At 62.5% G+C, this 14,417-nt stretch carries 13 protein-coding genes; 10 read left to right on the top strand and 3 right to left on the bottom strand.

The genetic code is table 11. The features are described 5' to 3' along the window. Window positions 1–885, top strand: a complete 885-nt coding sequence (locus WH265_RS02790) for a Kdo hydroxylase family protein (protein ID WP_339519897.1) — start codon at window positions 1–3, stop codon at window positions 883–885. Between the two features lie 87 nt (window positions 886–972). Here WH265_RS02790 and WH265_RS02785 read toward each other — a convergent pair whose 3' ends face one another. Further along, a complete protein-coding gene (locus WH265_RS02785) occupies window positions 973–1,692 on the bottom strand; it encodes a glycosyltransferase (protein WP_339557246.1) in 720 nt (239 codons plus the stop codon). Window positions 1,693–1,717: 25 nt separating this feature from the next. After that, window positions 1,718–2,191, bottom strand: a complete 474-nt coding sequence (locus tag WH265_RS02780) for a YhbY family RNA-binding protein (RefSeq protein ID WP_021026578.1) — start codon at window positions 2,189–2,191, stop codon at window positions 1,718–1,720. Window positions 2,192–2,223: 32 nt separating this feature from the next. Between WH265_RS02780 and WH265_RS02775 the strand changes: the two genes are divergently transcribed. From WH265_RS02775 to WH265_RS02750, 6 genes are all read left to right on the top strand, one after another. Next, the gene (locus WH265_RS02775; protein ID WP_339557245.1) at window positions 2,224–2,892 is read left to right on the top strand and encodes an RlmE family RNA methyltransferase; all 669 of its coding nucleotides are present in this window, start codon (window positions 2,224–2,226) and stop codon (window positions 2,890–2,892) included. A 196-nt stretch (window positions 2,893–3,088) separates the two neighbouring features. Further along, a complete protein-coding gene (gene ftsH / locus WH265_RS02770; RefSeq protein WP_021026580.1) occupies window positions 3,089–5,011 on the top strand; it encodes an ATP-dependent zinc metalloprotease FtsH in 1,923 nt (640 codons plus the stop codon). 66 nt (window positions 5,012–5,077) lie between these two features. Then, a complete protein-coding gene (folP, locus tag WH265_RS02765) occupies window positions 5,078–5,935 on the top strand; it encodes a dihydropteroate synthase (protein WP_445228476.1) in 858 nt (285 codons plus the stop codon). A gap of 108 nt (window positions 5,936–6,043) precedes the next feature. After that, on the top strand, window positions 6,044–7,378 hold the full coding sequence (gene glmM, locus WH265_RS02760) for a phosphoglucosamine mutase (protein WP_339557244.1): 1,335 nt from the start codon (window positions 6,044–6,046) through the stop codon (window positions 7,376–7,378). Between the two features lie 208 nt (window positions 7,379–7,586). Further along, complete coding sequence (locus WH265_RS02755) at window positions 7,587–8,417, top strand: GNAT family N-acetyltransferase (protein WP_021026583.1); 831 nt, start codon at window positions 7,587–7,589, stop codon at window positions 8,415–8,417. Between the two features lie 198 nt (window positions 8,418–8,615). Further along, window positions 8,616–9,587, top strand: coding sequence for a 2-hydroxyacid dehydrogenase (locus tag WH265_RS02750; RefSeq protein ID WP_445228475.1), 972 nt, complete (start codon window positions 8,616–8,618; stop codon window positions 9,585–9,587). Window positions 9,588–9,639: 52 nt separating this feature from the next. Here WH265_RS02750 and WH265_RS02745 read toward each other — a convergent pair whose 3' ends face one another. Then, on the bottom strand, window positions 9,640–11,148 hold the full coding sequence (locus WH265_RS02745; protein ID WP_445228305.1) for a Ppx/GppA phosphatase family protein: 1,509 nt from the start codon (window positions 11,146–11,148) through the stop codon (window positions 9,640–9,642). 259 nt (window positions 11,149–11,407) lie between these two features. Between WH265_RS02745 and pstS the strand changes: the two genes are divergently transcribed. The 3 genes from pstS (at window position 11,408) to pstA (ending at window position 14,408) form a co-directional block, all read left to right on the top strand. After that, the gene (gene pstS / locus WH265_RS02740; protein ID WP_021026586.1) at window positions 11,408–12,445 is read left to right on the top strand and encodes a phosphate ABC transporter substrate-binding protein PstS; all 1,038 of its coding nucleotides are present in this window, start codon (window positions 11,408–11,410) and stop codon (window positions 12,443–12,445) included. 113 nt (window positions 12,446–12,558) lie between these two features. After that, window positions 12,559–13,530, top strand: coding sequence for a phosphate ABC transporter permease subunit PstC (pstC, locus tag WH265_RS02735; protein ID WP_043339725.1), 972 nt, complete (start codon window positions 12,559–12,561; stop codon window positions 13,528–13,530). Beyond that, complete coding sequence (gene pstA / locus WH265_RS02730; RefSeq protein WP_312986472.1) at window positions 13,527–14,408, top strand: phosphate ABC transporter permease PstA; 882 nt, start codon at window positions 13,527–13,529, stop codon at window positions 14,406–14,408. Before pstC ends, pstA begins: the two co-directional genes overlap by 4 nt. The last annotated feature ends 9 nt before the right edge of the window (window positions 14,409–14,417 follow it).

Genomic DNA, 14,417 nt, shown 5'->3' with positions numbered 1-14,417 from the left:
ATGCAATCTCCCATCGTTTCCATCGACGCCAATGACTGGCGCAACACACCGGGCCGTCCGGAATGGACGGCCGCCGTTGAATCGGGCAAGGTGCTGTATTTCCCCCAACTCGCGTTTGCGCTCTCCGAGCAGGAAAAGACGCTGCTGCGCCCCGATGTGCGCGACCCCAAGTCGCGCAACATCAGCCTGAATGTGGATGGCAGCATCAAGGGCGTGGCCGGTGATGCCGCCACGCAGGCTGCCGTGGCGGCCATGGTCACGCGTTTTCGCGCGCAGGCCACCGCGCTGATTGCCGGTCTGTTCCCTGACTACATGCCGCTGGTGCGCATGGCGCCCACGAGCTACCGGCCCTCACAGGTCGAGACCCGTGCCCAGTCCTGGCGTGCCGATGACAAGCGCATGCATGTCGACGCCTTTCCATCGCGGCCCAACTACGGCGAGCGCATCCTGCGCGTGTTCAGCAATGTCAATCCCGATGGCCAGCCCCGGGTCTGGCGCGTGGGTGAGCCTTTCGAGGATGTGGCGCGCAAGTTTTTGCCACGCGCCAAGCCTTATGTGGCCTGGCAGGCCAAGGCCTTGGCGATGCTGCATGTGACCAAGTCGCTTCGCAGCGAGTACGACCATCTGATGCTGCAGCTGCACGATGGCATGAAGGGCGACATGGACTACCAGCGCAACGCGCCGCAGGAGACGGTGCCCTTTGCTGCCGGCTCCAGCTGGGTCTGTTTTTCGGACCAGGCGGTGCATGCAGTGATGTCAGGCCAGTACATGCTGGAGCAGACCTTCTTCCTGCCCCCGGGCAAGGAGTACAACCCCGATGCAAGCCCGCTGGCGATCTTGACGCGCATGCAAGGCCATGCGCTGGTGGCGGCAGACCAGCGCTAAACCTGCTGGGCCCAAGCCCGCTGCGGGCTACAAAAAAGGCGTGGATCGCAGGGATCAACGCCTTTGGTTTTTTATGCGGAAGCTCGCCTAGCCCCAGGCCTTTTCAATCCAGCGGGCCGGCTGGATATGGTGGAAGCGCTTGTTGCGCAGGCCTTGCAGCGCGTCGGGCGGGTTGACCTCGCCGTGGAAGATGACGATGCGCGCATCGGCGGGCGGCACCGGCTCCCTCCAGTAGTTGCTCGGCCAGGTGGGGATGCAGTAGTACTTGAAGCTTGGGCACCAGGCAGCCGGCCAGTAATCGAGCTTGCCCTGCTGGTGCAGAAAATGCGACAGGTACTCCTGCTCATTGCGGTACTGGGCGCGCAGCTGCTCGGTGTTGGCACGGAAGTTGGCCAGCACATCGGCATGGGCGCCCAAGGTGAAGCGGTAGACCGAGGAGTTGCCGACAATGCGCTCGCCAAAGCGCCAAAAACGCGGGTAGTCATGGATGATGCGAAATTCACCCGGCAGGGTGAAGAACTCATCGATGCTGCCGACGATCACCACATCCAGGTCCAGGAACAGCGCCTGGCCTTGCAGACCATACAGATCCTGCTCGAAGGTGGTGAGCTTTTTCCAGGCGCCATCACGCTGGCCGGGGGCCAGATGGATGTTCAGGTCCGGAATCGGGTGGCATTCCACTTCGCTGCGAATCCCTTGCGTGTCATCGGTCAGGCAGACAAAGCGAAAATCGCCACTCAGATGGCGGCGAACCATGGCGTACAGCCGATTGACATAGTCGGGGCCATATTTGGTACCCCATTTCATGCAAAGGATGTGGCGATCGGTCACACTAGCTGCCCTGCTGCTTTTTGATCGACTTTTGCTTGGGCTTGGCGCGCTTGACCTGGCCGCCGGCCGTCAGGCGCTGGTTACCCAGGATGCGGATCTGCTTGACTTCGGGCTTTTGCCAGACGTTCTTGCTGAACTTGAGCACCTTGACTTCGCGCGGACCGGCCTTGCGGTCTTCGTCGAGTTGCTTTTCCTTCTCGGGCATCGGGCGCCACAGGACCAGCAGCTTGCCGATGTGCTGGATAGGCGCTGCATTGAGCGAGTCGGTCAGCTTCAGGAAGATGGCCTCGCGGTTGGCGCGGTCATCGGAGAAAACACGGATTTTGATCAGGCCATGGGCATTCAGGGCCAGATCGACCTCTTTTTCGACGGCTTCGGTCAAGCCGTCACCGCCAATCAGAACCACGGGGTCGAGGTGGTGGGCTTCGGCGCGGTGCTCGCGACGTTGGGCGGGAGTGAGTTGTATTTGGGGCATAGCCCGTATTATCGGGGCTCCGGGGAGAAAACATGAAAGTAAGTACTAAAACCAAGAAGGTCAACAAGACTTGGCTCAATCAGCACATCAACGACCCCTATGTGCGTGCCGCGCAAAAAGACGGCTACCGCGCCCGTGCGGTCTACAAGCTCAAGGAAATCGATGAGCATTTCAAGCTGATCCGGCCGGGCGATGTGGTGGTCGATCTGGGCTCCACGCCGGGCGCCTGGAGCCAGTATGTGCGCCGCCGCCTCTCGCCCGAGGGCGCTGCGGTGGGCGAGCTCAATGGCGCGATTATCGGGCTGGACATGCTGCCGATGGAGCCCATCGAGGGCGTGGACTTCATCCTGGGCGATTTCCGCGAGCAGGAAGTGCTGGACCAGCTGGAGAAAACCTTGGCCAAGCGCCGCGTCGATGTGGTGATCTCGGACATGGCGCCTAACCTGTCAGGGGTGGAGACCGTGGATGCCGCCCGTATTTCGCATCTGATCGAGCTGGCCGTGGACTTTACCTGCCAGCACATGAAGCCCGAGGGAACCTTGGTGGTCAAGCTGTTCCACGGCAGTGGTTACTCGCAACTGGTCGATTTGTTCAGGCAGACCTTCCAGGTGGTCAAGCCTTACAAACCCAAGGCCTCGCGCGATAAATCCTCGGAGACCTATTTGATCGGCATGCGCCTCAAGCCCGAGGCGCAGCGCTGAGCACCCTTGGCAAACTGCCTGCTTTAGTGCGGCATGCACAGAGGGCGCTGAAACACTGAGACAATAGGCTTTACTGAGCAATCCTGCGTGCCACCAAGGGGAAAGCGCAAGCATTGACCCTTGAAAGTCCTAAAATAGTGCATATCTGACATAACAGATTCTGTGTCTTTCCCGATTTCCTACTACTGGAGCCCCCTTGAACAATCAGTGGTTTTCTAAGATCGCCGTATGGCTTGTCATTGCCATGGTGCTGTTCACCGTGTTCAAGCAATTGGACAACCGTGCAGGCGCCAGCGCGAACAAGATCCCGTATTCCGAGTTTTTGCAAGACGTCCGCAATGGCCGCATCAAGACCGCGACCCTGCAGGAAAGCCCTGCCGGCACGGTGATCACGGCGACCACGGGCGACGATCGCAAGCTCCAGACCACGGCGACCTACATGGACCGTGGCCTGATTGGCGACCTGATCAACAACAACGTCAAGTTTGACGTGAAGGAGCGCGAAGAAGGCTCCCTGCTGATGAGCCTGCTGATCAGCTGGGGCCCGATGCTGCTGCTGATCGGCGTCTGGGTCTACTTCATGCGCCAGATGCAAGGCGGCGGCAAGGGCGGTGCGTTCAGCTTTGGCAAGTCCAAGGCGCGCATGCTCGACGAAAACAACAACAGCGTCACCTTTGCCGATGTGGCCGGTTGCGACGAGGCCAAGGAAGAAGTCAAGGAAGTTGTCGACTTCCTCAAAGACCCCAACAAGTTCCAAAAGCTCGGCGGCCGCATCCCCCGTGGTCTGCTGCTGGTCGGCCCTCCCGGTACCGGTAAGACCTTGCTGGCCAAGTCCATTGCCGGCGAAGCCAAGGTGCCGTTCTTCTCGATCTCGGGTTCGGACTTCGTCGAAATGTTTGTCGGCGTGGGCGCGGCCCGCGTGCGCGACATGTTCGAGAACGCCAAGAAGAATGCGCCTTGCATCATCTTCATCGACGAAATCGACGCCGTCGGCCGCCAGCGTGGCGCCGGCATGGGCGGTGGCAACGACGAGCGCGAGCAGACCCTGAACCAGATGCTGGTCGAGATGGACGGTTTCGAGACCAATATGGGCGTGATCGTGGTGGCTGCCACCAACCGCCCCGACATTCTCGATGCCGCCTTGCTGCGCCCCGGCCGCTTTGACCGCCAGGTCTACGTGACCCTGCCCGATGTGCGTGGCCGCGAGCAGATCCTGAACGTGCACATGCGCAAGATCCCGGTGGGCCAGGATGTGAACCCCAACATCATCGCCCGTGGCACGCCCGGCATGTCCGGTGCCGATCTGGCCAACCTCTGCAACGAAGCTGCGCTGATGGCCGCACGCCGCAATGCGCGCACCGTGGAGATGCAGGACTTCGAAAAGGCCAAGGACAAGATCTTCATGGGCCCCGAGCGCAAGTCTGCGGTGATGGACCCCGAAGAGCTGAAGAACACCGCCTACCATGAAGCCGGCCACGCGCTGATCGGCAAGCTGCTGCCCAAGTGCGACCCGGTGCACAAAGTCACCATCGTGCCGCGTGGCCGTGCGCTGGGCGTGACCTTCACGCTGCCCGAGAAGGACCGCTACGGTTACGACAAGGAATGGGCACTGAGCCGTATCGCGATGCTGTTTGGCGGCCGGATTGCCGAAGAAGTCTTCATGAACCAGATGACCACCGGTGCATCGGACGACTTCAACAAGGCCACCCAGCTGGCGCGCGACATGGTGACCCGCTACGGCATGACCGATGCGCTGGGCCCGATGGTCTACGCCGAGCAGGAAGGCGAGCCCTTCCTGGGCCGCTCGATGAGCAAGCCCAGCAACATCAGCGAAGAGACCATGCAGAAGGTGGACGCCGAAGTGCGCCGCATCATCGATGAGCAATATGGTCTGGCACGCCGCCTGATCGAAGAGCACAGCGACAAGATGCATGCGATGGCCAAGGCCATGCTGGAGTGGGAAACCATCGATGCCGAGCAACTGGACGACATCATGGCGGGCAAGGCACCGCGCCCGCCCAAGGACTGGACGCCACGCAACCCACCGTCGAGCAGCAATGACGGCGGCGCAGGCGGCAGCCCCACCGTGGTGACGGAGCCGGCACACACCCCGGTCTGATCACGACAGACCCTGGCGAAAAGCGCTCTGCCCGAGCGCTTTTCTTATTTTTAAAGGACAGCTCTGATGCGCCACTGGCAAACCACCCGCTTTCGTATTGACCTGACCGCGCCGCAAGTGATGGGCATCGTCAATGTCACGCCGGACTCGTTCTCGGACGGCGGCAGCCACGAGGGCGTCTCGGCCGCGATGATCCATGCGGAAAAGCTGCTGGCCGATGGCGCGCATATCCTGGACATTGGCGGTGAGTCCACCCGCCCGGGCAGCCCTGCGGTGCCGCTGGACGAAGAGCTGCGCCGGGTGCTGCCGGTGGTCAAGGCTGCGGTGGCCTTGCAGGTGCCGATCTCGGTCGATACCTACAAGCCCGAGGTGATGCAGGCGGTGCTGGATCTGGGCGCGGACATCATCAACGACATCTGGGCGCTGCGCCAGCCAGGCGCGCAGGCGGTGGTGGCGGCCCACCCGCAATGCGGCGTCTGCCTGATGCACATGCATGCCGATCCGCAGACCATGCACCAGGAGCACATGGCCGCTCGGGGCGATGTGGCGGCCGAGGTGCTGGACTTTTTGCAGGCCCATACCCGCAGCCTGGAGGCGCTGGGCGTGCAGGCCGAGCGCATTGTCTGGGATGCCGGCACCGGCTTTGGTAAAAGCCCGGGCCAGAACTTTGCGCTGCTGCAGCAGCAGCCCCGGCTGGCGGCAGCTGGCTACCCGCTGCTGGCGGGCTGGTCGCGCAAGGGCTCGCTGGGCAAGGTGACAGGGCGGGTGGTGGCCGAGCGCATGCCTGCCAGCATTGCTGCGGCCCTGCTGTCTGTAGAGCATGGCGCGGCCATTGTGCGTGTGCACGATGTGCGCGAGACCTGCGATGCACTGGCCGTGCTGCAGGCGATGCGCGCCCCGCAATCTTTGGATACCCAAGGCTGACGCGGTTTGCGCCTGGCATCGTTGGTCAGGCGCTACACTGCTACTGCGCCATAAACCACCGATGGCGCCTTTTCACTTTCTCTCAGGCCCCCAACAAGCAAGAACACTATGGCACGACAGTATTTTGGAACCGATGGCATTCGTGGCACGGTAGGCAAGCCACCGATCACCCCTGACTTTGTGCTGCGCCTGGGCCATGCCGTGGGCCGGGTGCTACGCCGCGAGCAGGAGCGCCCGACGGTGCTGATCGGCAAGGACACGCGCATCTCGGGCTATATGCTCGAGAGCGCACTGGAGTCGGGTCTCAATTCGGCCGGTGTCGATGTGGTGCTGCTGGGCCCCTTGCCGACCCCGGGTGTGGCATACCTCACGCGCGCCCAGCGCGCCAGCTTGGGCGTGGTCATCAGCGCCAGCCACAACCCCTTTGACGACAACGGCATCAAGTTCTTCAGCGCCGAGGGCGCCAAGCTGCCTGACAGCTGGGAAGAGTCGGTGGAAGCGGCGCTGATGGAGGGCTTTGACTGGGTGCCCTCTGCGGCGCTGGGCAAGGCCCGCCGCCTCGACGATGCTGCAGGCCGCTATATCGAATTTTGCAAGAGCACCTTTGACCACCGGCTGACCTTGCGCGGCCTCAAGATCGTGGTCGATGCGGCCCACGGCGCGGCCTACCATATTGCGCCCAAGGTCTTCCATGAGCTGGGCGCCGAGGTCATCACCATTGGCTGCAATCCGGATGGCCTCAACATCAACCAGGATGTGGGGGCCACCCATCCCGATGCGCTGGTGCGCTCGGTGCGCTCCAATGGCGCCGATCTGGGTGTGGCGCTCGATGGCGATGCCGATCGGCTGCAACTGGTCGATGCCAAGGGCCGGCTCTACAACGGCGATGAGTTGCTCTACCTGATGGCCATGGACCGCCTGCGCCGGGGCAAGAAGCTGCCAGGTGTCGTGGGCACCTTGATGACCAACCTGGCCGTGGAAGCGGCCTTGCAAAAGCAGGGCGTGGAGCTGGTGCGTGCCAAGGTCGGTGACCGCTATGTGCTCGAAGAGCTGCAGCGCCGCAACTGGGTGCTGGGCGGTGAGAGCTCGGGCCACCTGCTGGCGCTGGACAAGCACACCACCGGCGATGGCCTGGTGAGTGCCCTGCAGGTGCTGCAAGCCTGCGTGAGCCGCAACCAGAGCGTGGCCGAGCAGCTCGATGGCGTGGATCTGTGCCCCCAGGTGCTGCTCAATGTGCGGCTGCAGCCGGGCCAGGACTGGCGCAACAACAACAAACTGTTTGAGTTGGAGCGCAGCATCACCGACGACTTTGCCGGCCAGGGCCGGGTGCTGATTCGGCCCAGCGGCACCGAGCCGCTGCTGCGCGTGATGGTCGAGGCCTTTGATGCGGCCCAGGCCAGCCGCTGCGCCGAGCAACTGGCAGAAGTGGCCCGCCAGTCCTGATGGGCAGCGGCCGCCGGGCGGCCGGGCCCACGGGTGGTGAGGGAGGTGTTGCAGGTGCACAGCTTCATGCAACTGTCATGTTTTGCACATGGCGCTGTCATCTTCGGGCAGGACACTGAAAGCGCTCTGTATCAGCCCGTCGAGCAGCCGGGGCCGCACGGCGGTCTGGCACCATGCAAGGGCGGCAGGGCGCTACAGGAGCTCTGCCATGCACAACAAACACAGCTTTTTCAGCGCATCCGAGACCGCCATTGTCACGCCCTCGGCGCCGAAACCGCAGGCGACCCTGCCTGCAACCGCCGCGGCGGCCAACCCGCTGGACATCGAGGTCTCCTGGGCCTGCCACCTTGACGAGGTGCGCGAAGCCCAGCGCCTGCGCCACCAGATTTTTGCCGGCGAGATGGGCGCGCAGCTGCAAACCAGCCTGGAAGGCCATGATGTCGACGGCTTTGATGACTACTGCGAGCACCTGCTGGTGCGCCAGGGCCAGAGCAAGCAGGTGATCGGCACCTACCGCCTGCTGACCCCGGCCCAGGCCTTGCGGGCCGGCCGCACCTATTCTGACGGAGAGTTTGACCTGAGCGCCATTGATGCATTGCGCCCGCGCATGGTGGAACTCGGCCGCAGCTGCGTGCATCCGGACTACCGCCAGGGCGGGGTGATCATGGCGCTGTGGGGCGCGCTGGCCAGCTTCATGCTGCGCAACAAGCTCGATGTGATGATGGGCTGCGCGAGCATCCCCATGTGGCACAACGGGATTGTCAGTGGCGATGCCGCTGCCAGCATCTGGCGCCAGCTGTTGGCCAAGGGCCAGATCTCGCAGGAATACAGCGTCGTGCCCCACCTGCCGCTGCCGCTGGAGCAACTCAACGACCAGGTCGATGTGGAGCCGCCTGCGCTGATCAAAGGCTATCTGCGCGTCGGCACCGAGGTGATCGGTGCGCCGGCCTGGGATCCGGACTTCAATACCGCCGATCTGCCGATGCTGATGCAGCTCGACCGCCTGCCTGCGCGCTACCGCAAGCATTTTCTGGGTTGATGGCGCAAGCCGCTTGCAAGCGCTGCGCATCCCCTTCTGAAGGATGCCGGGCGCAAGTGACGGTTCACCTCCCGAGTCCATTCCAAGGCGGCAACGTAGGCATACAGATGGGATGCATATAGGCCTAGTGGAAAGTCCTCATAATCAAAACACTGCTTGTGCTGCAAGCGGTGTTTTTTGCAATCCAAAGGACCTATGGTGAGCTCTCTCTCGCAATCCCCACAACCGCTGATTACCTTGCTGGTGTTCAACCCCATGGCCGAGCCGCTGCTCGACCAGATCCGCGCACATGCTGAGGTGGTGTATGCCCCCACCCCCGCGCTGCGCGCCAGCGCGGTGGCCTCGCACGGCGCCCAGGCGCAGGCCGTGTTGACCATTGGCTCGATTGGCCTCACGGCCGAAGAAATCGCCCAGATGCCGCAGCTGCGCCTGGCCTGCACCTTGGGCGCGGGCTATGAAGGCTTGGCGCTGGATGCGCTGCGCGCGCGCGGCATTGTGCTGGCGACCGGGGCGGGCACCAATGACACCAGCGTAGCCGACCACAGCTTTGGTCTGATTCTGGCGTCGATGCGCAATTTCCGCACCCTGGACCAGCAGGCCCGCGCTGGTGTCGACCGCTACAGCCTGGCCCATCCGCCCAGCGTGTCGGGCAAGAAGCTGGGCATTCTGGGCCTGGGCCATATCGGCCTGAAGATCGCCAGGCGTGCCGAGGGCTTTGACATGCCCGTGGGCTACCACAACCGCCAGCCCAAGGCAGGGGTGGGCCAGCGCTATTTCGATTCGCTGCATGCGCTGGCCAGCTGGGCCGACATCCTGGTCTGCGCCACGCCGGGCGGCCCGGGCACCAAGCACCTGGTCAATGCCGAGATTCTGCAGGCGCTGGGCCCCCAGGGCTACCTGATCAATATTGCGCGGGGCTCGGTGGTGGATACGCTGGCGCTGGCTGCGGCCTTGAAGGACGGCACCATTGCCGGTGCCGGCATCGATGTCTATGAGAGCGAGCCGCATCGCCCCGAGCCGCTGATCGACCTGCCCAACATCCTCATCACGCCCCATGTGGCGGGCTGGTCGCCAGAGGCCACCCAGGCGAGCCTGACGCAGTTCATCGGCAACCTGACGGGTGTGTTCTCGGGCAAGGGCGCCGTCGCGCCCGTGAATCTGGGCGCTTAAGGCTCGGAAGAAAAAAACACCCAGGCCGTCACCGGCCTGGGTGCGCTGCGCCTTATTTGGCGGTAATGCCCAGCGCCTGCTTGAATTGGAAGGGGTAGGGCGTCTTCTGCCAGGCCAGCACTTCCTCGCCCAGCAGGTAGGCCGATTGCGGAAACTGCTCGGCCCAGCCGGGGGCCACCTTGAGCGACCATTTTTCGGTCTTGTCGCGCAGGCAGATCTGGTCGAGCGCCGGGTCGCGGCGCGCATGGCACAGCAGGGTGGCGAGGCGCAGGCACAGCAGCTCCAGCGCAAAATCGCGGTCCTGCAAGAAGGCATCGACCTTGCGCAGCTTGCCCCTCTGCGCCAGCACCAGGGCTGCCAGGTGGGACAGCTCGGTTTGGGTAAAGCCGGGCACATCGCTGTGGCCCAGCACATAGGCGCCGTGGTGGTGGTGGTCGGTGTGCGAGATAAGGCAGCCGATCTCATGGAGCTGGCTGGCCCAGTCGAGCATGGGCGACTGCAGCTCGGCCGGCGCGGTTGCTCCCGCATAGCGGCGTGCCTGCTCGTACAAGGTGGCGGCAGTGCGCTGCACGCGGCCCGCTTGTGTGCGATCGACCTGGTAGCGCTCCTTGAGCGCGGCGATCGTGCGGTGGCGGATATCGCTGAATTCCTCGTGCTGCACCATGTCGCGCAGCAGGCCTTGGCGCAGCGCGCCGCTGGCAATGCGCAGCTCCTGGATCTGCAGCAGATCAAACACTGCGCACAGCACGGTCACGCCGCCGCCAATCACCGCCCGGCGCTCTTCCTTGAGGCCTTCAAGCCGCAGCTCGCTGGCATTGCCGGCAGCCAGCAATTGGTCGCAGAGCCAGTGCAGCTGCTCGCGCGTCACCACGTCGGGCTGGCCGCCGTGCAGCGCCAGCACATCGGCAATCGCGTTGGCCGTGCCCGAGGTGCCATAGGCGCAGTCCCAGCTGCCGGGCACAAAATGGTGGGCTGCTTCTTCCATCACCGCCTGCGCGGCGATCTGCGCGGTTTTCAGCGCCGATTTGCTGAATTCACCCTGGGGAAAATAACGCAACGACCAGGCCACGCTGCCCACGGGGAAGGAGGCCACGCGCTGCGAGCTGTAGCGCTGGCCCAGGATCAGCTCGGTGGAGCGGCCGCCGATATCGACCACCAGGCGGCGCTCGTCCGACGGGGGCAGCGAGTGGGCCGCGCCCTGGTAGATCAGGCGCGCTTCTTCGGGCCCGGAGATGATGCTGATCGGGTAGCCCAGAATCTGGTTGGCGCGCTGGATGAAGACATCGCTGTTGCGCGCTTCGCGCAAGGTCTGGGTGGCTACGGCGCGCACATGGGCGGCAGGAAAGCCCTGCAGGCGCTCGGCAAAGCGGGCCAGGCAGTCCCAGCCGCGCTGCATGGCCTCGGCCGTCAGCAGGCCTTGCTCATCGAGGCCGGCGCCCTGGCGCACCATCTCCTTGAAATATTGCACGCGTTCAATATGGCCAGCGGCATAGCGGCCAACTTCCAGGCGGAAACTATTGGATCCCAGATCCACCGCGGCAAGCAAGGTGCCATCAAGCATAAGTGTCGTCATCTATCGGTTCTGCAGTCGAGGCAGGCAGCATAGCACCTGACTCTCTAGGTGACTCCGCTATACAGCGGCATGCTGACAAAACTTTAAAAGTAAGTCTTTCGCGTGAATCTAATATGACAATCCTGTGCGCTGTTGTTGTGTGACATCGACCCCCGTACGAGGCAAATTGGGTGAAAAATGTCATGCCAGTGTCATATACATTTTTTACAGTTCACTCCATTGCGTTTCATCACCAACAGGAGTTTTCATGAAAGTGTCCGCGATTCGAGTGCTGGTAGCTGGTCTGGTTGCCGCCGGTGCGTTTGCCCAGGTGCACGCCGAAGAGGCTACCGGTGCCGGTGCAAGCTTCCCAGCTCCACTGTATTCCAAGTGGGCTGCTGACTACAACAAGGCCACTGGCGTCAAGATTAACTACCAATCGGTGGGTTCGAGCGCCGGTATCAAGCAAATCGATGCCAAGACCGTGGACTTCGGTGCCTCCGACATGCCTTTGAAGGACGAAGAGCTGGCACAAAAGGGTCTGGTGCAGTTCCCCACCGTGATCGGCGGCATTGTGCCCGTGGTCAACATCAAGGGCATCACCCCCGGTCAACTCAAGCTCAACGGCCAAGTGCTGGGCGACATCTACCTGGGCAAGATCACCAAGTGGAATGATCCAGCGATCACCAAGCTGAACCCCGGCGTGGCTCTGCCAGACGCCACCATCGCTCCCGTGCGCCGCGCTGACGGCTCGGGCACGACCTTCGGCTTCACCAACTACCTCTCCAAGGTCAACACCGAGTGGAAGGAAAAAGTGGGTGAGGGCGCTGCCGTGAACTGGCCTACCGGTGCCGGTGGCAAGGGCAACGAAGGCGTGGCCGCCTATGTGGGCCGCCTGCCTAACTCCATCGGCTACGTGGAATACGCCTACGTCAAGCAAAACAAGATGGTCTTCGCCCAGCTGCAAAACGCCGATGGCAACTTTGTCAGCCCAGAAAGCGCCAACTTCAAGGCCGCTGCTGCCGGTGCCGACTGGAACAAGAGCTTCTACCAGATCCTGAACAACCAGCCTGGCAAGGATGCATGGCCCATCACCTCGGCTACCTTCATCCTGATGCGCAAGCTGCAGGAAAAGCCAGCCCAGGGCACCACCTCGCTGAAGTTCTTCGAGTGGGCTTACACCTCCGGTGACGGCACTGCTGACGGCCTGGACTATGTGCCAATGCCTGCCAGCGTCAAGGACATCATCTACAAGTCCTGGGGCGAGATCAAGGACGGCAGCGGCAAGGCTGTGTTCGCCAAGTAAGTCGAAAAATGATGGGCCGCTCGGGTAGCGGCCCTTTTCCACACTGAATGGAATCAAACGTGTCGACATCCTTTCCTGTTCAAAACAAAACGGTTGCCGCCGGCAAAGCGCAGATGCAATCCAGCCAACCGCCAACGCGCAAGCCTTGGCTCTCCAACTCCGTCGCTGACGGCTTTTTTGCGTTCCTCGCGCGCGGTGCTGCGGTGCTGACCCTGGCCCTGCTGTTGGCCATCATGGGCTCGCTGATCGTCGGCGCCTGGCCTGCCATCCGTGAATACGGCATCGGATTTTTCTTCAACAGCGAGTGGGATCCTGTCCAGAACCGTTACGGCGGTCTGGTGATGATCTATGGCACCTTGGCCACCTCGTTCATTGCGATGCTGATCGCCGTGCCCGTGAGCTTTGGCATTGCACTGTTCCTGACCGAGCTCTCCCCCGTCTGGCTCAAGCGCCCGCTGGGTACCGCCGTGGAACTGCTCGCTGCCGTGCCATCCATCGTCTACGGTATGTGGGGTTTGATGGTCTTTGGCCCCTTGCTGGCCACCTATGTGCAGCAACCGCTGCAGAACCTGTTTCAAGGCGTTCCTTACATGGAAGCCTTCTTCTCCGGCCCACCTGTCGGTATCGGTATTTTCTCGGCCGGCGTGATCCTGGCCATCATGGTGATCCCCTTTATCGCATCGGTGATGCGTGATGTGTTCGAAGTCACCCCCGCGCTGCTCAAGGAATCGGCCTATGGCCTGGGTTCCACCACCTGGGAAGTGATGTGGAAAGTCGTGCTGCCCTACACCAAGACTGGTGTCTTCGGGGGCGTGATGCTGGGCCTGGGCCGCGCACTGGGCGAGACCATGGCCGTCACCTTCGTGATCGGTAACATGAACCAGCTCAACTCGCTGTCCATCTTTGAAGCGGCCAACAGCATCACCTCGGCGCTGGCCAATGAGTTCGCCGAAGCCGGCGAAGGTCTGCACCAGGCATCGCTGATCTACCTGGGTCTGGCCCTGTTTTTCATCACGTTCATCGTCCTGGCCTGCTCCAAATTTATGCTGAGCCGCCTGCAAAAGAATGAAGGAGCCCGTTCATGACCACCGGAGAAAGCTTGATCCAGGCATCCGATCTGGCCAGCCAGCGCGCTGCCAAGTACCGTGCACGCAACCGCGTCAACCAAGTCGCGATTGCCCTGTCCCTCGCAGCCATGGCCTTTGGCGTGTTTTGGCTGATCTGGATTCTGTGGGAAACCCTGCGCCTGGGCGTGGGCGGTCTGAGCGTGGCCCTGGTCACCCAGATGACCCCGGCTCCCAATGAAATTGGCGGTATCGCCAACGCCATCTGGGGCTCGCTGGTGATGGTGACCCTGGCCACCTTCGTGGGCACGCCCATCGGTGTGATGGCCGGTATCTACCTGGCCGAGTACAACAAGACCGGCTGGCTCGCATCGGTGACCCGCTTTGTCAACGACATTCTGCTGTCGGCTCCGTCGATCGTGATCGGTCTGTTCGTCTACTCGATGATCGTGATCCGCTTCAAGAGCTTCTCGGGCTATGCCGGTGTCATCGCGCTGGCGCTGATCGTGATTCCGGTGGTCATCCGTACCACCGAGAACATGCTGATCCTGGTGCCATCGAGCCTGCGTGAAGCGGCCTACGCACTGGGCACGCCCAAGTGGAAGGTGATCAGCATGGTGACCTTGCGTGCCGCCCGTGCCGGTGTCATCACCGGTGTGCTGCTGGCCGTGGCCCGTATCGCTGGTGAAACCGCTCCGCTGCTGTTCACCGCACTGAACAACCAGTTCTGGAACACCGACTTGTCCAAGCCGATGGCGAGCCTGCCGGTCACCATCTTCAAGTTTGCGATGAGCCCTTATGAAAACTGGCAGCAACTGGCCTGGGCAGGTGTCTTCCTGATCACGCTGGCGGTGCTGGGTCTGAACATTCTTGCGCGCAGCATGGCGCGCCAAAAATAAGTATTCACA

The organism is Comamonas sp. MYb396 (assembly GCF_037479555.1).
Classification (GTDB): Bacteria; Pseudomonadota; Gammaproteobacteria; order Burkholderiales; family Burkholderiaceae_C; genus Comamonas.
Note: the sequence above shows the minus strand (reverse complement) of the source record. Positions and strands in the feature narration are given on the sequence as shown.